The sequence below is a fragment of the Lacrimispora xylanolytica genome (assembly GCF_026723765.1).
GTDB classification, from domain to species: domain Bacteria; phylum Bacillota; class Clostridia; order Lachnospirales; family Lachnospiraceae; genus Lacrimispora; species Lacrimispora xylanolytica.
The window spans coordinates 1,251,885-1,275,713 of record NZ_CP113524.1; the positions used below are offsets into that span (position 1 = coordinate 1,251,885).

Below are 23,829 nucleotides of genomic sequence, written 5' to 3' on the forward strand. Positions count from 1 at the left end.
GCCAAAAATGAATTTATTATCTAAAGTTAGCAGTAAATTTGAAAATTTATATCATGAAAGTGAGATGCAACGGATTAAGGTGTCGCCAGAAGATATGCAAAAAATCGATGAATTAGCCCAAATACCTCTACCTAAAATGTTAGTAGACATTTTGGAAGAAGGGATAATATATGGATTTAAAATTAAGGGTACATCAATAATAATTAACTTTATTTATGTTGAAGATATTATCAATGTTGATGACAATTATCCATATTTTAAAGAAGACATTAAGGAAGGACTGATTTTTGCTACAGATTTAGGTGGTAATGTGTATTATTATGGCAAGGGACAAGAAGGAGTAGGGTTGTATATTGTTGGAGCGGGAGATGGAAACTTTTATGAAGAAGCCACTAAATTTGCAGACACATTTGAAGACTTTTTTATTGAGGGGAAGGGAATTGATATCTTAGAAATGCGATAATAAAGTTATACACAACCATCTGAATATATTTATTATCCAGATGGAAGTCTAGTTAAGAAACGGCTTGTGGATAGAAGATTGAAATGCGCTGGCATGAATGGACGAAAGCAGGTAATCCATACTTCAAGGAACTGTAGAACGGTCAGTTATTTCAGGAATATACCTATGATGCCAGTGGAAGAATCACCGAAATCAGAACCAGACAGTATATACCTTGGATTTCTATGGAATAGTACGTAAGGTCGTAATAACGAAAGGGGGAAGACCTATACATATGACTTCGCAGGGATGCTACTAGTACCGCGGACGCCAATGTCGTTATGAATGACTAATCGTATAAAAGCCAGGTAAAGACTGCCTATAACATGGATAGGAATTCAGTACAGGAACAAGTCTATGGCTGTTTGACGGGAATGAAGCAATCGTACATGGGAATATGTTGATATTGTAAATAAAAAAGGCAGTAGCGGGTAGCTTCTGCTACACATATGAATTTCGTCCAGCCCGAAAAATGATTAAGAAATCATCTTCGGGCTGGATGCTTGTTTTCTATACTTATTTTGAAACATGAAAATGTACTTGTAATGCAGAAAATTATGCCACTAAAAACCCTAAATTATATCGCATAAATATGAAGCTAAGCAAGAAAAAACCGATAATTGCAAGGGATGATGAAATGATCAAGGATGGCATTGTTAGATTATTAAGAAAAAGTAATGCGATGAGTGATTCTTAAAGAAACTTACATCTTTTTGAATCAAAGATTATTTCAGAAGAGTGGAATAATCCTATTAATGGTATATATGGAAGTTCTAATAGAACAATATTTGATAGAGCTGATATTGAAGATATTTATAAAAGAACACGTCCTAATGTTCCTGAGGATATTTTGGAAAAAAGGTTACAAGAACAGTATGATCTTGCTATGCGTACAAAAAAAGATGCGGATGTCGAGAATATAATAAGTGATGATGGTAAATGTTAAAATCTATTATTTAAGGAAGGTAGAGTTAAATGAAAGAATTAGTTGATATTAAAAGCCTTTATCAATATGCTAAAAATGAAACAAGTGAAGATTTGGAAAAATTCGATATGATTTACTATGGTGTTACTGACGAAGAATACACATTTCGTTTAGAAGATATTGTTTCTTTATGTGAGTTGCAAATACAAAATTATCCATATATGGAACCACATCAGGAATCCAAGATTATGGAAATAGTTTATTATGTTATTAATGAATATGGGGTAAGTGCAGGTTTTCCTGAATTAATAAAGGGATTCGAAAAAATTATAGAAATAAAGGGATTTTTAATAGGAATGTACTTGAGAATGATGTTTAATAGTTATAGCGAAAAGGATATTTTACAATTTGCTAATCTTTTAATTAGTTGCCCCAGAACATTTAAAAATGAAATTAAAAAACTTATTCTTGAAAGTATAGATATAGATTCAGAACGTTACGAAATAAAAGGAAATATTATTCTAGAAAAGTTGGAATTATAAAGGTAAGATTAAATATATCTGTTTTCATCTGTCTATTATCACTTTTCTGGCTGATTGAAGGTGCAATTGAGTAGGTGGTAGAATTAAACAGTAGTTTAACCTACTGCTGGAGATTAGGTTTGGAGTAACAACCTACAGATATGATGTTATGGGTGCTGGATTACCTATAGTATGATAGTCTTCATCAGTTGATTCAAATATCATTAAGTATGTTTTTACCCTGCTTGAATTCATTAAAACGAATTCAGGCAGGGATTTTTTATTTTAATCAATAGTTTCTTATTTATATATGAGCAACTGTCTATAAGGAAGGTTGTGGCATAAAAAGTGTTCAACTATTTTTTGAGCTGGAAATCAGCCATGCCTGGAGATCTTACAATGGTTAAAATATTAACAAAATGTCGAAAAATGCGTTAAATATAGTCGAGATTATATAGTTTACTAACTCGAATAATTGTATAATTTGACTAGATTATAAATTTATAAATATCAAAAACGCAGGTATTCAACATTTAGAAGTAGCTTACAACGATTTGATTTTTTATATAAATATATCAACAACCCAAGTGGCGGCCTAGTTTATATTTAATAAAAAAAGTGAAAAAAGATCCAAAACAGAAGAATCCTCTATTTGATAGAAACGAATCAAAAATTTAGCAATATCTGAATAGAACATAGCAGAAAGTAGTGAGAAAATTAAGCAAATCCCCGTTAAGATGAGATGGGGGCATGCAATGATTTCATGGGGATCAATAAATACAGCTTTACTTATATACTTAAGGGGAGGGAAAAATGGCAAATAATCCGATAAGAGGACAGAATCCATTATTGAAACAGGATTATCCAGATCCTGATGTAATTCGTGTAGAAGACACTTATTATATGATCAGCACCACGATGCATTTCATGCCAGGTGGTGCAATTATGCGTTCTTATGATTTGATTCACTGGGAGCTGGCTGGTTACGTATATGAAACCCTGGATAATACGCCAGCTCAGATGCTTGAGGGAGAGTTGAATATTTATGGTCAGGGGATGTGGGCAGCCTCTTTAAGGTATCATAAGGGAGTATTTTACGTTTGCTTTGTATGCAATGACACCCATAAGACCTATTTATATGAATCAGAAAGTGTGGAGGGGCCATGGAAAAAGCGGAGAATAGAAGGTTTTTATCATGACTGCTCTCTGTTTTTTAATGACGATGGCAGAGTTTATATTATCTATGGAAATAAAACAATTCGACTGACAGAGCTGAATGAATCACTGACCGGACCTAAGAAAGGCGGCTTAGACCGTATTCTTGTTGAAGATAAAGACCACCCGGGATTGGGATATGAGGGCAGTCATTTTTACAAAATAAACGGCAGATATTATGCTTTTTTTATACATAGCTTAAGAGAACGATGGTTTCGTACGGAGGCCTGCTTTTCCTCCAATTCTTTGGAGGGAGAGTTTACAGGGGGAGATGTACTTTGCGATGATATGGGATTTCGTGGTTCCGGTGTGGCTCAGGGCGGAATCGTTGACACACCGGAAGGAAAATGGTATGCAGTATTATTTCAGGACCGTGGTGCTGTTGGGCGAATTCCTGTGTTAGTGCCTGTCATCTGGAGAGGAGAAACTCCCGTATTTGGAATCAACGGGAAGGTTCCCACCGAAGTAGAGACAGTAGCTACCAGATCAGGTTATATTTATAAGCCATTGCATGTGTCGGATGATTTTATCTATGAGCCGGATGAGAAGGGAAAGCTCCATTTGAATATGGCATGGCAATGGAATCATACTCCTAGAAATGACTTATGGTCCCTAACCGAACGGAAAGGAGCGCTACGTCTCCATTCCGGGAAAATTTGTAAAAATCTCACCCAGTCCTATAATACATTGACCCAAAGGACAATGGAAAGTGTCAGCGCAGCCAGCGTTACAATTGATGCCAGTGCAATCAAAGATGGCGATTTTGCTGGAATTTCAGCATTACTGGGGCGCTATGGGGCTGTTGCAATTACCAGAGAATTGGGGAATTACTTCATCGTGATGTTTCATAAAGGGCAGGAAGAAGTCATTCAAAAGAAACTTCCGGTAGAAAAACCACAAGTCACCTTAAGATGTCAGGTAGACTACAGAGATGAAAAAGATGAGGCTTTGTTTTTTTATGAAGAAGAGGGCACATGGGTACCTATCGGGGTTCCCCACAAGCTTGTTTTCCAATTGGATCATTTCACGGGATGCCGGTTTGGACTGTTCTATTATTCCACCAAAGAAATTGGAGGGACAGCTGATTTCATAAAGTTCAACTATGAATGCAGTTTATAAAAATGGGGATTTCAATGAGTGAGGAGGGAATAAAGTGGCAATTGAGTATTTTGAGGAGGATAAGGTTTTTAAACTGGATACTCCAAATACCAGCTACATGATTGGTATCATTGGGGAAGAGAGGTTTGTAACTCACATCTATTACGGAAGAAAGATGAAAAGCCATAGACTGGTTTATTTAATGGGGCTAGGAGAACCAGCAAATGCAGCAGACGAGATGGCTGCAGACCGACTGAACTTTCTGGGTGGATTTCCAAAGGAATATCCCACGGGAGGAATTGGTGATTATAGGGAATCAGCAATTGGGATACGGACAAAGAGCGGACATACAGCTCTGAAGCTTTCCTACATAAAGCATCGGATCTATTCAGGGAAGCCGGAGCTAAACGGTCTGCCTGCAACCTTTGGCGAAAAGGGTGAATGTGTTTCACTGGAACTGGTGTGTGAAGACCCGTTTTTGAAACTGCAAGTCATTTTGCTCTACACAGTATTTGAGGCTGTGGATGCAATAACCAGGAGTGTCCGTATTGTCAATATGGGGGAAGAGGAAATTTACTTAACCAAGGTGCTTAGCGCATCCCTTGATATGGATAACAGGAATTTTGATCTCATTACGCTTCATGGGGATTGGGCCAGAGAGTGCAGAATCAATCGGTATCCTCTTTCCATGGGAACTCATCGGGTACATTCTATCTGCGGAAAATCAGGACATCAGTCCCAACCTTTTATGGCTCTTGCATCACATGAGGCAGAGGAAGATCAGGGAGAAGTCTATGGGATGAATTTTGTATACTCAGGCAATTTTTTAGCCCAGACCACCCTGGAGCCGTCAGGAGGACTCCGCTTTATCATGGGAATACACCCGGAGGACTTTTTATGGAAGCTTAACCCCGGGGAGGAATTTCAGGCACCGGAGGCAGTGCTTGTCTACAGCAGGCAGGGAATTGGCGGCATGACCCGAACATTTCATGACTTATACAGGAAACACCTGATCCGGGGAGAGTATCGGGATAAAAAACGTCCCATTCTTTTAAATAATTGGGAGGCAACGTATTTTAATTTTAATACGGAAAAGCTTCTTTCCATTGCAAAAGAAGCGGCAGCAGACGGTATCGAGATGCTGGTTGTGGACGATGGCTGGTTTGGAGTGCGGAATGATGATTCTAGTTCTTTGGGGGACTGGTTTGTGAATGAAGAAAAGCTGCCGGGAGGACTATCCCATCTGGTTAGTGAAGTGCATGCTTTGGGCATGAAATTTGGAATATGGATGGAACCGGAGATGGTGTCTCTGGATTCAGAATTATACCGCGCCCATCCTGACTGGGCCATCGCGGTACCAGGTAGAAAGCCGTCTCTTCAAAGAAGTCAGTATGTGCTGGATTTATCAAGACAGGAAGTAGTGGACGCTGTTTATGATATGATCTCAGGAGTACTGCACAGGGCTCATATCGAATATGTAAAATGGGATATGAACCGGACACTGGCGGATATCGGAAGCTATGGTCTGCCCCCGGATCGACAGGGGGAGCTGCTGCACCGTTATGTTCTCGGAGTATATCAGCTGCAAAATCGCTTATTAAAGGAATTTCCATATCTGCTTCTTGAGAACTGCTCCAGCGGGGGCGGTCGTTTTGATCCGGGAATGCTGTATTATGGACCACAGGTGTGGACTTCCGATAATACAGATGGCCTGGAACGCCTGATAATTCAGGAAGGAACTGCATTGCTATATCCTTTGTCCTGTATGGGAGCTCATGTCAGTGACTGTCCCAATCATATCACGGGGCGTGTGACACCATTTAAAACAAGAGGGCAGATAGCGCTTGCAGGCACCTTTGGATATGAGCTTGATGTGACAAAGCTCTCCAAGGAGGAACGCATCCAGATTCCGGAGCAAATTGCGATGTATCACAGATATCATGATTTGGTGCGGCAGGGAGATTATTACCGTATCGCTTCTTATGCCGCAAATGGCGTATACGATTGTTACATGGTGGTGTCAAAAGATAAAGAAGAAGCAATTATTTCCTTTGTGCATGTAATGCTTCATCCGGGAGAATTTGTACATACAATTCGATGCAAAGGCTTGCATCCGGATAGAAACTATGAGATTGAGGGCGAAAAACGTTCCTATACGGGAGAAGAACTGATGTATGGAGGCTATCGCATTCATACACCATGGGCCGGTGGAGACTGTTTTGGAAGTCTGATTCATCTGACCGCCCAGAGTTAGCTTATAAAGGGAGAAAATATGGACCAAATAAATCCTATTATAAAAACGGATTATCCAGACCCGGATGTTATCAGAGTGGGGCACACTTATTATATGGTTAGTACGACCATGCACTTTTTTCCAGGAGGTGTAATTTTAAGATCCTATGATCTTGTAAATTGGGAAATCGTTACCTATGTATTTCGCCGACTAGACAGTACGCCGTCACAGTGTTTGGAGGGGGAGCAGAATATCTACGGAAAAGGGATGTGGGCAGCGAGCCTGCGTTTTCATGAAGGAAGATTTTATATCTGCTTTTCGGCCTATGACACAGGAAGGACCTACCTTTTTACGGCCAATCAGGCAGAGGGGCCTTGGGAGAGGCATGATGTACAGGGCGTTTACCATCACGGTTCGTTGTTTTTTGATGGTGGAAAAACGTATATCATATGGGGAATGAACCAGATTCATATGACAGAGATGAATGAAGAGCTGACAGCCCCTAAAAAGAACGGATTGAGTAGAATCCTGATTGAGGAGCAGGCAGATGTTTACCTGGGCTATGAGGGTTCTCATTTTTATCGGATTCATGATAAATATTATCTTTTTGTTATACACTGGCCCAAATATGGAATGGCGCGCAGAACCCAGGCCTGCTTTATGTCGAATCATTTGGAGGGAGAATTCAAAGGCGAGGACATTTTTGACGAGGACATTGGTTTTTATAATCAAGGGGTCGCACAGGGAGGAATTGTAAGTACGCCAAAAGGAGAATGGTTTGGGGTACTGTTTCAGGATCATGGGGCTGTGGGTAGAATTCCGGTTCTGGTTCCTGTTACCTGGGACCATGACTGGCCGGTTTTCGGAGACTGCAAAAAGATGCCTCAACACTTTAACATCGAAAGCACAAGGCCTGATTATGAGTATAAGCCTTTGTACGCCTCCGGATTTTTTACCGGAAAAAAAGATGAAAATGGAAAGCCAGAGCTTATAAATGTGTGGCAGTGGAATCATGAACCCAATGACAGCCTGTGGTGGAGAACCGATAACAACGGGTTGGCAATAAAGACGGGTAAAATCAGTATCAATTTAACACAGGCGGTCAATACCCTGACTCAAAGGATGATGTATCCGGTCAGCAGTGCAGAAGTGACCCTGGATGTGAGTGAATTACAGAATGGAGATTATGCAGGACTATGCGCGCTGCAGGGTTGTTATGGTCTGGTGGGCGTTACCAGAGAGACCGGATGCTATTATCTGGTGATGTGGAGCAGAAGAATGGAAGATACCTCACTGAGCGATCTTTCACTGGATTGTATGCCGGGAATGGAATGCTACCGGGTTCCTATGGAAGGAGATTCTGTTACATTGAAAATAAAAGCAGATTTCCGGGATATGAAGGATATGGCTGAATTTTATTATAAGCAAAACAACCAGTGGATTCTTGCTGGGAATCAACATCTGGTCTTTAAACTGGACCATTTTACAGGCTGCCGGTACGGTTTGTTTTTATATTCCACAAGTAATACAGGTGGAACTGCCGTATTTCATGATTTCAAATATTATAACGGAGAACAGCTATGAAGCAATTAAAGATTCCAGAAGGAATAAAAGCAATTCTTTTGCGGGAGGAAATCACGGAGAGCCAGATATTATATAAGGCTGAAACGGATATGGATTTAGAAGGCAGCTACCGGGATGGGCTTGTGATTCTTACGGAGCAGATACTTTTTTTCTTTCAGGAGATAAAAAGAGCGGAGCGTGTACATTACTTTAAAGGCTATGGCTCCACCAGGGAAATGCATGCGGACTGGGAAAGAGATTGGACTGTCAGCCAGTATCAGGTATTGGATATAGAAAACATGTTGATAGAACCTCAGGTGGCATGCAGCACATTGACAATACGGTATCGGGGTATGGATTACTGCATTGCCGCATTTTCTAATTTCTGTAAGCATCAGGTCCACCGGCTGATTATGACCTGGGAGGGACGCCCTTTTGAGGTGGAAGAGGAAATATACTGCCCAACATGTGGAAGAATGTATCCGGATACTGCCACCAGGTTATGTCCCAGATGTACCAACCGGAAGACTGCCTTCATTCGGGCGACAAAATATTTTAGGCCATATCGCTTTAAACTGGTGCTGATGTTAATCTGCGTTCTGGCAGGGGCGGGACTGAACCTGGTATGGCCTTATTTAACTGGTATGGTTTTGTATGACCGGATTCTTGCAAAAAACCAGGATTTTTTAATACGGCTTGGAATCCCACATGGGGATTTTGTAACAGCACTGTTTTTGGCTGTGGTTACTATGCTGGCTGTAAAAGTAACACTTCTGTTACTGCAGATTATTCAGGGGGTTTTTACAGCACAAATGGTAACAGGAGTCGTCCGGAATATGGAAAAAGATATCTTCCGTGTCATGGGAAAGCTTTCCATCAGTTTTTATAAAAACAGACAGACCGGCGGACTGATGACACGTGTCATGAGCGACGCGGATCGGGTCACCGGGTTCTATTTTGACTGTGCGCCATATATTCTCATCAATGGTTTTATCATTCTTGCGTCTGTCGCGGTTATGGTTCGAATTAACTGGCAGATGACCATCGTGACCATTCTTTTGTTTCCCGCCCTTGTTGCAATCAGTTGGTATCTTAGGCCCAGGATCTGGGTGCTGTTCGGCAAAAGACATCGGACTGAGCGATCCGTAAACAGTACAGTAAATGATAATCTGACTGGGGCAAGGGTCATCAAATCCTTTGGTCAGGAACGGTTGGAAGCAGAACGCTTTCAGGTACCGAACAAGGGGCTATTAAATGCGGAAATTGCCATTTCCCGTCAGCAAAATGCGTTTCATCTTATCTATGGCGGAGCCCAGGAGATCGCCTCCTTTGCAGTCTGGGGGCTTGGGGTGTACTTTCTGATGAGCGGTAAAAATATGAACCTGGGAACGCTGATTACATTTACAGGCTACGTGGGACAGCTTCGTAGTCCTATGGGATTTTTTGCGAGGGTGTATAACCAATGGGCAGATAGTATGAATAGTGCAAAGAGAATGTTTGAGATCATGGATGCCATACCGGAGGTAAAAGAGGCTCCGGATGCCCTGCGGCTGGAGAAACCAAAAGGAGAGATTTCCCTTCAAAATGTCACGTTTGGATATACAGAAAACAAAACGGTATTAAAGGATATTACGCTTAAAATTCCAGCAGGCAGCATGCTGGGAATCGTGGGACGCTCTGGAGCTGGAAAAACTACGATTGTAAACCTGATTTCCAGACTTTATGATCCTGTGGAAGGACAGATTACAATTGACGGAATTGACATTAAAAAAATCTGCTTTCATGATCTGCGTAAGAATGTGGCTATGGTATCACAGGAAACGTATATATTTATGGGAACGGTAGCAGATAACATCGCATATGGAAATCCAGAGGCAGGACGGATGGAAATATTCCGTGCAGCAAAGCTTGCCGGAGCTCATGAGTTCATCATGGGGATGCCGGATGCTTACGATACGAGAATCGGTGCGTCCGGACGGGAATTTTCCGGCGGGGAACGGCAGCGGATATCCATTGCAAGAGCAATACTTGCAAATCCGAAGATTCTTATTTTGGATGAGGCTACTGCTTCCGTTGATACGGAAACGGAACGCCTGATTCAAAAATCTATCAACTACCTGATAAAGGGCAGAACTACAATTTCTATTGCTCACCGGCTTTCCACACTGCGGGATGCAGATTATTTGGTGGTGATTGAACAGGGGAAAATAACGGAGCAGGGGACCAGAGACGAACTTTTTAAACTGCATGGGACCTATTATAAGCTGTTGGAATTACAAACAAAGGCATTAGCAATAGAACACTTGCCATGTTCGGAGGGATGAGAGAAAAATGCCAGAAGAGTTTAACTTGAGTCAGATGGAACGGGAAACAGAAGAGATGCTAAAAATCCGTTACCTGACAAAACATAATACTGTATTTAAAAGGACAGAGGGAGGATTTGTAAGTCTTTACGTGGGAGAGGAATCCTATTCCAGAATCCAGGTGATGCGAATGTTCCCATTTATGGAGAAGGACCGGTTTTTGTCCGTCCGCTCCGTAGGAGATAAGTCAAAAGAAATTGGAATAATAGAAAATTTAAAGGATATGGAAGAGGATACGATTAAGCTTTTAAGGGAGCAGCTGAACCTGCGGTATTTTACACCTGTTATCACTAAAATCCGATCGGTTAAGGAAGAATATGGGTTTGCTTACTGGGACGTCCTAACGGATCACGGAGAGTGCAGATTCACAATCCAAATGGGAGGAAATGCAGTGGTTCATCTGACGGAAGAACGGATTCTTCTCTCAGATATTGATGAGAACCGCTTTGAAATACCGGATGTAGGGCGGCTTACACCCGCAGAGCGCAGAAAACTGGATCTGTTTTTATAGAGGAGGCTGCCTTGGAACTTTTGTATCAATTAACAGATAAAAACAAAGAGCTCCTTGGATTGTCCCGTGGGGAAGAAATCTATTATTGCTTTCCCCTGGATTTAGACCGGGAGGGGAGTTTCAGAGATAATTCCTATACGGTAGTGACCAATCAAAGGATACTTCTATTAGAGGAGGGCTGCTGTACCAAAGCGTACCGGCTTTCGGAGGTTGAGAAAGTAGTAGGTGAGCCTCAGATTTCAAGTGGTATTCTCTATGTAGTAAAGAATGGAGTAGAGGAATTTCTGGGCAGGTATTCCGCAAAGCATCTGACCAGGTATTCCTATATCACCAGAGGCTGTCTGCTTTTGCAGCGAGGGGAAAAGGAACGGGTGGTCAGCCGCGAATACGAGACCGCCTGTCTGACGTGTAAAAGAGCATTACCGGGAACCAGGGAATGTCCTAAGTGCACAGGAAAAAAAGAAAGTCTGGTGTCTGATTTTTTAATGCTTATAAAGCCGCAATGGAGACTTTTTGGAGTTATTGTTCTTCTTATGTTTTCTGCAACGGCAGTAACTCTGGCAAATCCTGCCATTCAGCAGCGCCTGATGGATGATGTTCTAATTGGGAACAAAGGCAATGTAAAACAGGCAGTGCTTTGCTTAAGCCTTATGTTTATCATGAGCGTTGGTATTGTATTTATCAATGCAGGGAAATCCTATCTTTGCTCAAAGCTTGGCTCAAGAATCAGTGCCGGACTTCGGGAAAAGCTTTATGTTAAAATACAGCTTTTGTCCCTTTCCTTTATTAATGAAAGAAGTCCGGGAGAGCTGATGAACCGAATTCTTTATGATACAGGAAGAGTAAGAGACTTCATGGGGGAAACCTTCTGTAATTTGTTCACAATCATTATACTTTTTATCGCAGATGCCCTGCTGATGCTGATTCTGGACTGGAAACTGGCATTGATGGCATTTTTATTTGCTCCGGCTGCCATGTTGTTTTCCCTGTCGTTGCGAAAATATATCAGAACAAGATTTCACATGCAGGGGGAAAAAGCTGACAAAGTAAACAGCGGGCTTCAGGATGTGATTTCCGGAATGGCAGTGGTAAAGTCCTATGGACAGGAGGAACGGGAGGCAGAGTATTTCGACAGGAATACAGAGGAGTATGTTAAGGTGCAAAGAAGCAATGAAGTATTTTTTGCAACGGTGTATCCCTTCATTGGTTTTGTCCTTGAAGCAGGTGTTTACCTTGTTGTTTATTTTGGAGGAATATCCGTATTACATGGACGAATGACTCCAGGCAGGCTGTTTCAGTTTATCATTTACACCACTCTTTTGTATACGTACATAGGATGGCTGACCAATATGCCGCGAATGCTCATGAATATGGTTACAAGTATGGAACGAATCGGAGATGTCTTAAAGCAGGAGCCTCAGATTTTTGACCATGAAAATGCCAAATATCATGAAATAAAGGGAAACGTGGAATTTCATCATGCATCCTTTGGTTACAAATCATACGAACCAGTCATCGAGCAGATTGATTTTAAGGTAAAGCAGGGAGAGATGATTGGAATCGTAGGGGCCTCAGGCACAGGAAAATCCACACTCATCAATCTTGTGATGCATCTCTATGAGGTGGATGACGGAGAAATACGAGTGGATGGGGAAAATATTATGGATATACGCCTTTCCCATTACCATTCTCAAATTGGAGTTGTTTTGCAGGAGACCTTTCTTTTTTCCGGTACCATTTTAAATAATATCCGATTTGCAAGACCAGAGGCTTCTTATGAAGAAATTATCCGGGCTGCCAAAATGGCAAATGCTCATGATTTCATCTGTGGTCTTCCTGATGGCTATCAAACTTATGTGGGAGAAAAGGGTCACAATCTTTCCGGAGGAGAAAGGCAGAGGGTGGCAATTGCAAGGGCAATTTTAAATGATCCTAAGATTCTTATTTTGGATGAGGCGACAGCAAGCCTGGATACGGAAAGTGAATATCTCATTCAAAAGGCACTTAAAAGACTGACCAGCGGCAGAACCACCTTTGCCATTGCTCACAGGCTCTCCACACTAAAGGATGCAGACAGATTAATTGTCATAGACAGGCACCGGATTGTAGAATCCGGCACCCATATGGAATTGATGAAAAAGAAAGGCATCTATTACAATCTGGTTACTGCACAGCTGATGATGCAGAAGAACTAAATTTTAGATGTAGATTAATTATGATTGCAAAAAGATCTGTACTCGCTTGGGGTACAGTTTTTTTGCTGTTTAAAAATACGGTTGAATGTGGAGATGCTGGAAAAACCTGTGGACAAAGCGATTTCCGTAATGGACAGGTTTGGCTGAGCCAAAAGAGTTTCCGCAGCCTTAATTCGTTTAAAACTGAGATAATCATAAAAGGTTGAGTCCGTGTACTGTTTAAATAACCGGGTAAAATGATACTTGGAAAAGCCGCTGAAATCTGCAATATCATCTAAGGAAAGCTCTTCCCTGTAATGAGCATCAATGTAGTTAATTACCGTATTAAATTTCTGCATGTATTCTTTTTGCTTGTAAATACGGACGTTTGGAAAAAGATTAATATTGTTTAATCGGTTTCGTCCAAGGGTAACAAAAAGATTGAGTAGAAGAGAGTAAATTACCAATTCCCGATATTCATTGGTACCAAAATATTCATTACGCATCTGCATGAGCAATTGCAGGACATCTTCATAAATTTGGGGATAGCTGGTATTTGTAATATGTAAGGAACTGCTCAGCAGAGATTGAAGTCCTGCAAATCCTTTCAATTTGGTAATGTTTGAGATATCAAACTGAAAGATAAACCGCTTTCCGTAATCAGGAGCAATCAAATAATGAATTTCACCAGGAGGAAGGATAAGAATCTCACCTGGAAGAATATGATACTTTTTATTAGAAGATACTGCATCATAATAATTTTCCACTGGCATGATGATCTCAAGTGCAGTATGCCAGTGGGGAGCGAAATTACTCGCTTGACAGTTGTACCAGATTCGGATTGTAGATCCATTTTGGAAGTTTATTGTCTCATAGTTATCATCTACGGTACGTTCTTTCCAATCACTGTTCTGAGTGTAAAAGTCTAAATAAGAACATTTAATCTGATCTCCTACCATGATTCCTCCATTTGCTAATATTCAGTGTGCTTATATTATAACAATAAGTTTAACACTCTTACTAAAATAATTCTAGCACGATACGACAAAAAGGTAAATATTGCACAATAAAATTGAAAAGATAAAGCGAAAACTAGGCAATATGTGAAGAGTAACTAGCAATAACTGATAAGCGATAGTCGTTTAACTTGATAAAATAATAGTAAGATAGATGTCGGGCAAGGGGATGGAGGAACTATGAAAAGCACTGCTAAAAAAACAGGTGTGGTATTAGGTGTGATTGCAGTATTCGTACTTCTGATTTATTTGATGAATCGGATGACCGGTGTAGAGAGCTATGCGGATAAGTATGCAGGCGTTGATCTTTTAGCAGAGGTCGATGGGCTTGACCGCGAAGGAACCTATTCTCAGTATATAGCCAGTTACTCTGATGCTGGTCATCCAGCAACAGACGTGGATATTAATGTATGCAGCTATGCATCAGGCAAAAATATTTCCGTGTATCAACAGTATGAAGGAGAGGCAGGAGCGCTTTATACTGGAGATGGATCAACGGTGACGTGGAATGTGGAAGTACCAGAGGCGGGATTTTACAATGTGTATCTGGAATATATGACCATAGGATCCAGAGGTGTTGCCGTAGAACGTGCCATCTACATTAATGGTGAGAGTCCTTTTACGAGTGCAGCCAATCTGACGTTTAAAAGACAATGGACAGACAAAGGAAAGGTCATTACGGATAATCAGGGCAATCAGATTCGACCGTCTCAGATTGAAGTTTACAAATGGCAGAGTGCCTACTGTAAAGATGATATGGGATACATGCAGGAGCCATATCAATTTTATTTTAAAAAAGGAAATAATGCTCTTACCCTTGCCGCAATAAATGAGCCCATGGTGCTTCGTAAACTGGCTCTTACGGCAGTAAAGGAGGAGAAGACCTACATAGAATACAGGAAAAGTCAGCCTGAAATGAAAAAGCCTCTCACAGGCTTTCAGCTAAAAATCCAGGGAGAGGACTCTTCGATGAGATCTGAACCATCCCTCTATGCCAAATATGACCGGTCTTCTCCAACGACAGAGCCAAACAGTGTAACAAAAACCGTGCTTAACTATACGGGAGGAGAAGCATGGAATGGGGCAGGACAATGGATCGAGTGGAACTTTAGGGTACCCGAGGACGGGTATTATCATATTACAGTCAAGGGACGGCAGAATTATTCCAGAGGCAGCATTTCCAGCAGAAGCCTTTTGATTGATGGTGAAATTCCCTTTAAGGAGGTTAAGACAATCTCCTTTGATTATGAAAATGACTGGGATGTGAAGACGTTATCCGATCAGGAAGGAAACCCCTATGAATTCTACTTAAAAGCAGGCAGCCATACCATTCGTCTGGAAGCGACCCTTGGAGGCATGGGCGACATATTAAAGGAGTTAGAGGAGTCTACCTATCGATTGAATCAGATTTATCGTAAACTTTTAGTTTATACAGGCGCAGCTCCGGATAAGTACCGTGACTATAATCTGGGGCAGTTATATCCGGATGTAATAAAAGCGATGGGCTTAGAGTCAAAAAGACTCTACAAAATTATTGATGATGTGGTGGCCTATACGGGACAAAAGGCAGAAAAGATTGCGACGGCACAAACACTGGCACAGCAGCTTGAGATGTTTGAAGAGCGACCAGATAAGATAACAGTAAATTTTATAGATTTTAAAAACAATATTACTTCATTGGGAACTGCAATATTGAACATGAGGGAGACAAAACTAGATGTGGATTATCTCATGGTAAGCAGTGGGAATGTTAGCATATCCGCCGATAAAGCTGGTATTCTTGATAAAGCCTGGCATGAAGTAAAATCCTTTGCTGCCTCTTTCTTCGTGGATTATAATGCCGTGGGAAACGTTTACAGTAAGGATGAAGATAAGGACTCGGTGGTAAAAGTATGGATCGCAACCGGACGTGACCAGGGAACGATTCTAAAAACTATGGTGGATGATACCTTTACCTTAGAAAGCGGAATCAAGGTCAACGTAGAAATCGTAGAAGCTGGAGCCCTTTTAAATGCGGTGGTAGCAGGTCGTGGGCCGAATGTTGTGCTGTCCGTAGGGGCTGATCAACCGGTTAATTACGCCCTTAGAAATGCAGTCGAGGATTTAACTCAGTTTGAGGACCATAAAGAAGTACTTAACTCGTTTTACAAAAGCGCCTACAGAGCGTATGAGTTTAACGACGGCCTGTATGCGATTCCTGAAACCCAGACCTACAATGTAATGTTTTACAGAAAAGATATTATGAAGGAATTAAATCTAGAGGTGCCAAATACCTGGGAGGAGCTGATTCATATGCTGCCCACCATCCAGGGAAACAATATGGAGGTAGGAATTCCAACAACTGCGAGTACAACCGCGCCGGACTTATCAGTCTTTTATACCTTGTTATACCAAAATGGCAGCGATGTGTATGATGAAAAAGCCTTAAAAACCATCATAGATAATGAGGCTGGAGTTAAAGCATTTAACACATATACCAGTTTTTTTACGGACTATGGAATGCCGAAAGATTATGACTTTGTCAGCCGTTTCAGGTCCGGTCAGATGCCCTTAGGAATTGCAAACTACAGCAGCTACAATACCTTAATGGTTTCAGCGCCGGAAATCAGAGGCTTATGGGATTTTACCCTGATTCCAGGCACAGAGAAAAAGGATACAGCCGGGAACAGGATAATCGACCGTTCTGATTACTCCACAGGAACCTGCACCATGATGATAAAAACAAAGGATGAAAACGTGAAGCAGAATGCATGGCAATTCATGAAATGGTGGGCCCAGCCAGACACTCAGGTGAGATTTGGCCGTGAGTTAGAAGCACTTCTTGGATCTTCTGCAAGATATGCAACAGCAAACAAAGATGCGTTTCGTCAACTGGCATGGAGTGCAGATAATGTAGAAGTGCTGGGAGAGCAGTGGAAATCAACGGTTGGATTCCGTGAGGTCGCAGGAGGCTATTATACTGGAAGGCATATCACCAACGCAGTCCGAAAGGTAATCAATAAAGGAGAGGATCCAAGAGAAACGATTCTGGAGTATTCGATGACAATTAATGAGGAGTTAAAGAAGAAACGAATTGAATTTGGACTTCCGAACGAGTAGCAGGAGGATGGGATGAGAGAGTATTTAAAAAAATATGTTACGCTGCGCCGTCATGAGTTTGGAATCATGGTGAAAAAGGCAAAGAAAAGCAAAGCGTGCTACCTGTTTCTTGCACCCTATGCAATATTATTTACCATGTTTTACATTCTGCCAGTTTGCTCCTCCATTTTTTTCAGCTTTACTTATTACAACATACTGGAGCCTCCGAAGTTTATCGGGTTGCAAAATTATATCAGTCTGATTTTACAGGATGATATCTTTTTAACAGCGGTTAAAAATACGTTTATGATTGCCGTAATTACCGGGCCATTGGGATATATCATGTCTTTTCTTTTCGCATGGCTCATCAATGAGCTGCCAAGGTGGATTCGGACCATTGCAGTTATCATATTTTACGCGCCGTCCATAGCAGGCAATGTATTTGTTATTTTTTCCATCTTTTTTCGAGGGGATGCCTATGGCTATGTCAATGCATTTTTAATGAATGCAGGTCTTATCGATGCTCCTATCCTGTGGCTGACCAACCCCAAGTATATGCTAACGGTATGTATGCTGGTTATCCTTTGGATGAGTCTGGGAACCGGATTCCTTTCCTTTGTAGCAGGCCTTCAGGGGGTAGACCGGTCTCAGTTTGAAGCAGGATACATGGACGGAGTTAAAAACCGGTGGCAGGAGTTGTGGTATATTACCCTTCCCAATATGAAGCCAATGCTGATGTTTGGTGCGGTCATGTCGATTACACAAGCATTTGGGGTCTGTGATGTTACCATGGCACTTTGCGGGTATCCAAGTACGGATTATGCAGCACGTACCGTTGTGACCCATTTGTTTGATTATGGTTTTTCAAGATTTGAGATGGGGTATGCATCGGCAATTGCTACCTTGCTGTTTTTAATCATGATCTTATGTAACAAGGCAATCCAGAGTCTGTTAAGAAGAGTAGGGACCTGATATGATAAATCGTAAAGTATTTAAAATCAAAAAAAGAAAACCAAACCGATCCAGAACCGGAGACTTCCTGATTTATTTCATGCTGTTTTTGGTTGCAATCGCTATGGTGTTTCCCCTTGTATTTGCTGTCAGCAGTTCACTAAAGCCTCTTGATGAATTGTTTTTGTTTCCCCCTAAGGTATTTGCACAGAATCCGACTCTGGATAACTTCCAGGATTTATTCGTCACCATGGGAAAATCCTGGGTCACCTTTTCCAGATACATATTCAATACCGTGTTTATTACGGCAGCAGGTACGGCAGGACATTTAATCATTGCTTCCCTTGGAGCCTTTGTGCTCTCAAAATATGAGTTTCCGGGCAGTAAGCTGTTCTTTACCATTGTTGTGACGGCACTAATGTTTAATGGATATGTAACGGCAATCCCCAATTACCTGATTATCAGCAAGCTGGGCTGGATTGATACTTACTGGGCTGTTATTATACCGGCATTTGCGGCACCTATGGGACTATTCCTGATGAAGCAGTTTATGGAAGGAATTCCCATGTCATTAATCGAAGCGGCTATGATAGACGGCGCTGGTCTTGGCAAGATATTTCTTCAGATTGTAATGCCTAATGTAAAGCCGGCGTGGCTGACATTAATCATCTTTTCCGTTCAAAGCCTATGGAATAACAAAGCGGCAACCTTCATTTATTCGGAACAAAAGAAGACTCTGGTCTATGCACTGCAGCAGATACAAAGCGGTGGAATTGCAAGAACCGGTCAGGCGGCAGCGGTAACGGTGGTCGTTATGATTGTTCCAATTACAATCTTCATCCTGTCGGAAAGCCGTATCCTTGAAACCATGGCAAGTTCCGGTCTGAAGGAATGATACGAAAGGAACTGTGAAGTAAGGAGAGGGAGGAAAACAGGATATGAAAAGGAGCATGAATTGCCTTGCAGCGTTGATTTTTTCGGTAAGCCTCCTGGCGGGTTCCACAGTTGCGGCCTATGCAGATGACGGCTCGGAAAGGGGTTATACCTATAACTATGATTATTGGGGTGACGTACAGTATTCCCCTGATGCCTATAGCACCGTAGACGTTTATACCGCAGCGGATCTGGGGTTAAATAAAGGCTTTAACGCACCGGCAGGATTGTATGTTCAGGGAGATGATGTTTATATCTGCGATACCGGTAACAACCGGATCGTACAGTTGAAACGAGAAAACAAGAATGTTTTTAAACTAATCCGTGTCATTGATGAAATAAAAGGAGATGTGGAGGTCAGAACATTTTTAAATCCCACGGATATTTGTGTCACAAAGGATGGATATCTCTACATCTGTGATAAAGGAAATAACCGGATTTTAAAAATAGATGATGACTTAAATTTTGTGATGATGTTTCAAAAGCCGGACAATGTGGTCTTTGACCAATCCGCTGAATTTCTGCCGAATAAGCTGGAGGTGGATGCAGCTGGAAGGGTATACTGCATTGCCGACAATATCAACAAAGGAATGATAAAATACGATGCAGACGGAACCTTTACTGGTTTTTACGGTGCCAGCCAGGTAACCTATAATTTTTCAGACTATATGTGGAAAAAGTTTGCCTCAAAGGCGCAGAGAGCAGCAATGGAATCCTTTGTGCCCACGGAGTATGACAATATTTATATGGATACCGAAGGCTTTATCTTTGCATGCACCACCAATGTAAGCGATAGGGGCATGGATACCGGTTCCGATGTGCCCATTCGAAGATTGAATCTAATGGGGCAGAACATACTCATTCAAAATGGGAATTATCGTGTTATGGGTGACCTCTATTGGGGTCTTGGCGGTGGTTACAAGGGCCCATCCTTAATTACTGATATAACAGCACTTGATCATGGGATCTATTTTGCAATTGACAAGGTGAGAGGAAGAATGTTCGGTTATGACAAACAAGGCCATATGCTATATGCCTTTGGCGGAAATGGCAACTTAAACGGCAGCTTTAAGCTTCCATCTGCCATTGATCATATGGGAAATGATCTACTTGTTTTGGATTCACAGGATGCCAGCCTTACCGTATTTACCCCAACGGAATATGGGAATTTAATTTATCAGGCCATAACAGAATACGATGCAGGAGATTACACGAATTCCGGGAAAACATGGGAAAAGGTAAAGGCGCAAAATGGAAATTATGATTTGGCATATGTGGGAATCGGAACCTCACTCATGAGCCAGGAAAAGTATAAAGAAGCCATGAAGTACTTTGAATTAAAATGGGATACAAAGAATTACTCCAAGGCATTTAAGCAGTATCGGAAGGCGTGGGTAGAAGAACATATAGGCTTACTATTTACAGGAGTAATCCTCTTATTTGTTCTCCCGACGCTCATAGAACGAGGAAAGAAAATCAAGTACCAAATCGATACTGCGGAGATTTTTAAAGAGTAATTCAGAAACGGAGGAAGGTATGACGGCCAATCGTTATGTATCATCATTAAAATATTCATTGTATGTGATTACCCATCCCCTGGATGGCTTCTGGGACTTAACCCATGAAAAAAGGGGTTCCCTTGCGGCAGCAAATACAATCGTATTACTGACCCTGCTTGCGAGAATCATGTCGTTGCAATATACAAGTTTCCAGTTTATGCAGGTTTACCGGGAAGGGATTAATATATTTGTCTACATTGCCAGCATCCTGTTTCCCCTGGTATTGTTCTGTGTGGGAAACTGGGGGCTTACTACGTTGTTTGACGGTAAAGGGAAACTGTCTCAAATCTGTATGGGGGTCGGTTATGCACTGGCACCATACCCCCTCATACGGTTTCCAATGATTATACTGAGCAATCTTATTACGGTAGAAGAAGGCGCATTTTACAACTTTGCACTGGTGTTTATGATGGGCTGGATAGCAGTATTAATGATTTGTGCCATGATGGAGATCCATGAATACAGCATGACGAAAACCATCTTGTTTATGATTGCATCCGTGTTTGCCATGCTGGTCATGATATTTATCTTATTGCTGTTCTTTAGCATGATCAGCCAGGGAATCTCGTATTTTGTTTCCATCGTAAAAGAAATCATGTTCCGAATGTGACGGGTGGGAGGGTAAATGAGAATGATAAAAGATAAGCTGAAAAATCTCCTGGCTCCTGCTCTGCTTATATTGGTGATTTTTGTGGTGGCTATGATACTAATACTTACCAAAAAAGAACCGGAACCGGAAAGCATAATCAAGGTAAATGCTTTTGAGGGAAAAGAACAGGAAATTATACTGGAAAATGATAAGTTAAAGCTGACCATGGATTCTGAAACGACACAGTTTATGATTAAGGTGAAATCCACAGGTAAGGTGTGGTACTCCAATCCACAGGATGCCGATGAGGATAAAGTGGCGCTTTCCACAGATATTGAGAATTTAAAGTCAACCCTACTTTTGACCTACAGCACCATCAATGGGGTGGACACTCTTTATAACAATTACAAATACAGCATAGCCAGTAAAATCTATGATATAGAGGCAACCAAAGATTCCATTAAGGTAAATTACTCGATTGGAGAGGTGGAGAAGGAATTTATCGTTCCTAACGTTATATTGAAAGATGAGTTTGAGAAATTTCTTTCTCAGATGAGCAAATCCAATGCCAGCATGGTGAAACAATACTACAAGATGTATGACATCAACCATATGGGAAAAAAGGAAGACAAAGATGCCCTGCTTGCCAAATATCCAATTCTTGCAGATGAAGTGATTTATGTCCTGCGTGATGGGGTCAAAAACAATATAAAAACCAAGTTTGAAGACTATTTTAAGGAAGCTGGTTATACCACTCAGGACTATGCCAAGGGGAAAGAGTTATATACGGCGGATCAATCTACGGATAAACCAGTGTTTAATGTCAGCGTTATTTATCGGCTGGAGGGAAATGACTTAAAGGTTGAAGTTCCCATGGAGGAAATTGAATACAAGAAAAAATATCCACTTCTGACTTTAAATGTACTGCCTTATTTTGGAGCAGGTACTTCTTTGGAGGAAGGATATTTATTCGTACCGGAGGGCGGCGGCTCCATTATAAATTTCAATAACGGAAAGACTGCCCAAAGCAGCTATTATTCCAATGTATACGGTTGGGATATGGCGCAGGGCAGAGAATCCTTAGTACATGAAACCCGCAACTATTTTGGGGTATTTGGAATCTCGAAAGGAGACAGTTCCTTTCTCTGCATGCTGGAAGACGGGGCACCATATGCCTCCATTGGTGCGGATATCAGCGGCAGAAGCAACAGTTATAATTATGCCAGTGCAAGCTTTAGTATCTTACACCGGGAACAGTGTGACGTAGCGGATAAGTATAATGGTGCCATGTTTGTGTATGAAGATAGCATACCAAAAGAAAAGCTGGTAGAACGATACCGTTTTGTGGATTCCGGCAGTTATGTGGAGATGGCAAATTCCTATCATGACTATCTGGGAGAGACCTATGGGGATAGTTTTACGGCAAATAATGATTCGACGGTACCAGTTTTAGTAAGCTTCATTGGAGCGGTGGATAAGATGGAGCAGGTGATGGGGGTGCCTGTCTCAAGACCCCTTTCCCTTACCACCTTTCAGGAAGCAAGGAATATTTTGGAGGAGTTAAATGAAAACGGAGTAAAGAATCTGTCGGTAAAGCTCTGCGGTTTTATGAATGGAGGAATGAAACAGACAATTTTATCAAAGGTTGATCTGGTTTCCAGGCTTGGCAGTAAAAAAGATTTAAAGGCTTTAACTTCCTATGCGTCTGAAAATGGAATGAAGCTTTACTTAGATGGCGTGACGAATTACGCATACAACAAAAAAATCGATGATTTTCTTCTGTCCAGGGATGCAGCAACAATGGCCAGCAAAGTGATTGTAAAACTTTATTCCTTTGATCCGGTCTATTATGGGAAACAGGATTATCGGGATCCATACTATCTGCTAAATGTAAAAGCAATCACTATGGCCATGGAAAATCTATGGGAAGCTGCAAAAACCTACAACGCAGCTGGAGTATCCTTTCAAGATGTGGGATATCAGCTTTCCGCAGATTATAATCCCAGACGGTTTGTCACCCGCCAGGGGGCAAAAGAACAGCAGATGGAAGTCTTAAATGCCATCCATAATTCTGGATTGGGAATCATGACCAATATGGGAAATGATTATATGCTTGGAGTCACGGATTTCATTAACAACATGGACTTGGCTGGCTCTGGCTATACAATCATTGACGAAACCGTTCCCTTTTATCAAATAGCCGTTCACGGTTATGTCAACTATACGGGAGAAGCCCTGAATCTAGCCAGAGATTATAGGGAGGAATTGCTTCAATCAGCAGAATATGGGGCTGGCCTTTCCTTCACATTTATGGCGGCGGATTCTAAGAAACTGCAGAATACATACTATACTCAGTATTTCGGAGCAGGATACGAAGCATGGAAGGACACCATGTTTACGATCTACCAAAGATATGAAAAAAACTTAAATGGTACCTTCAATCAGCGGATCAAAGACCATGCCAGATTAGACAAGGGGGTCACACTTACTGCTTACGAGGATGGAACAAAGGTATATGTCAACTATAATTATGAGGACTATACCACGCAAGATGGAACATTACTGCCGGCCAGAGACTATCTGGTAGTTCACTAGGAA

15 protein-coding genes are annotated in these 23,829 nt (G+C 41.5%); 14 read left to right on the top strand and 1 reads right to left on the bottom strand.

What is annotated here, in order from left to right; all coding sequences use genetic code 11:
- Positions 1-7: 7 nt before the first annotated feature.
- The 8 genes from OW255_RS05940 to OW255_RS05975 all read left to right on the top strand — a co-directional run bounded on the left by OW255_RS05940 (position 8) and on the right by OW255_RS05975 (position 13,126).
- Positions 8-463 (top strand): SMI1/KNR4 family protein, encoded by a 456-nt coding sequence (locus tag OW255_RS05940; protein ID WP_024836815.1) that lies wholly within the window; start codon positions 8-10, stop codon positions 461-463.
- 1,014 nt (positions 464-1,477) lie between these two features.
- Positions 1,478-1,969 carry a hypothetical protein gene (locus OW255_RS05945; RefSeq protein WP_024836814.1) on the top strand — a complete coding sequence of 164 codons (492 nt, stop codon included), beginning with the start codon at positions 1,478-1,480 and terminating at the stop codon, positions 1,967-1,969.
- Between the two features lie 792 nt (positions 1,970-2,761).
- Entirely contained in the window at positions 2,762-4,282 is a 1,521-nt protein-coding gene (locus OW255_RS05950) for a glycoside hydrolase family 43 protein (RefSeq protein ID WP_268115968.1), read from the top strand.
- A 34-nt stretch (positions 4,283-4,316) separates the two neighbouring features.
- Positions 4,317-6,515 carry an alpha-galactosidase gene (locus tag OW255_RS05955; RefSeq protein ID WP_268115970.1) on the top strand — a complete coding sequence of 733 codons (2,199 nt, stop codon included), beginning with the start codon at positions 4,317-4,319 and terminating at the stop codon, positions 6,513-6,515.
- An 18-nt stretch (positions 6,516-6,533) separates the two neighbouring features.
- Entirely contained in the window at positions 6,534-8,078 is a 1,545-nt protein-coding gene (locus OW255_RS05960) for a glycoside hydrolase family 43 protein (RefSeq protein ID WP_268115972.1), read from the top strand.
- Positions 8,075-10,381: an ABC transporter ATP-binding protein gene (locus OW255_RS05965; protein ID WP_268115974.1), complete on the top strand. Its 2,307-nt coding sequence runs from the start codon at positions 8,075-8,077 to the stop codon at positions 10,379-10,381. The genes OW255_RS05960 and OW255_RS05965 overlap by 4 nt, the downstream gene beginning before the upstream one ends.
- 7 nt (positions 10,382-10,388) lie before the next feature.
- Positions 10,389-10,931 (top strand): DUF1854 domain-containing protein, encoded by a 543-nt coding sequence (locus tag OW255_RS05970; RefSeq protein ID WP_268115975.1) that lies wholly within the window; start codon positions 10,389-10,391, stop codon positions 10,929-10,931.
- 11 nt (positions 10,932-10,942) lie between these two features.
- Complete coding sequence (locus tag OW255_RS05975) at positions 10,943-13,126, top strand: ABC transporter ATP-binding protein (RefSeq protein WP_268115976.1); 2,184 nt, start codon at positions 10,943-10,945, stop codon at positions 13,124-13,126.
- 14 nt (positions 13,127-13,140) lie between these two features.
- Here the strand turns inward: OW255_RS05975 and OW255_RS05980 are convergent, their stop codons facing one another.
- Positions 13,141-14,064 carry an AraC family transcriptional regulator gene (locus OW255_RS05980; protein WP_024836807.1) on the bottom strand — a complete coding sequence of 308 codons (924 nt, stop codon included), beginning with the start codon at positions 14,062-14,064 and terminating at the stop codon, positions 13,141-13,143.
- Between the two features lie 237 nt (positions 14,065-14,301).
- On the opposite strand from OW255_RS05980, the gene OW255_RS05985 reads away from it, so the two are divergent.
- Genes OW255_RS05985 through OW255_RS06010 form a run of 6 tightly spaced genes read left to right on the top strand, consistent with a single transcriptional unit; the run spans position 14,302 to position 23,826 of the window.
- Positions 14,302-17,220 (top strand): extracellular solute-binding protein, encoded by a 2,919-nt coding sequence (locus tag OW255_RS05985; RefSeq protein WP_268115977.1) that lies wholly within the window; start codon positions 14,302-14,304, stop codon positions 17,218-17,220.
- 12 nt (positions 17,221-17,232) lie between these two features.
- Positions 17,233-18,171, top strand: coding sequence for a carbohydrate ABC transporter permease (locus OW255_RS05990; protein ID WP_268115978.1), 939 nt, complete (start codon positions 17,233-17,235; stop codon positions 18,169-18,171).
- Between the two features lies 1 nt (position 18,172).
- Entirely contained in the window at positions 18,173-19,045 is an 873-nt protein-coding gene (locus tag OW255_RS05995; protein WP_268115980.1) for a carbohydrate ABC transporter permease, read from the top strand.
- A gap of 43 nt (positions 19,046-19,088) precedes the next feature.
- Positions 19,089-20,600, top strand: coding sequence for an NHL repeat-containing protein (locus tag OW255_RS06000; protein ID WP_268115981.1), 1,512 nt, complete (start codon positions 19,089-19,091; stop codon positions 20,598-20,600).
- A gap of 19 nt (positions 20,601-20,619) precedes the next feature.
- Positions 20,620-21,252: a YIP1 family protein gene (locus OW255_RS06005; RefSeq protein ID WP_024836802.1), complete on the top strand. Its 633-nt coding sequence runs from the start codon at positions 20,620-20,622 to the stop codon at positions 21,250-21,252.
- 15 nt (positions 21,253-21,267) lie between these two features.
- Positions 21,268-23,826, top strand: coding sequence for a DUF5696 domain-containing protein (locus OW255_RS06010; protein ID WP_268115984.1), 2,559 nt, complete (start codon positions 21,268-21,270; stop codon positions 23,824-23,826).
- The last annotated feature ends 3 nt before the right edge of the window (positions 23,827-23,829 follow it).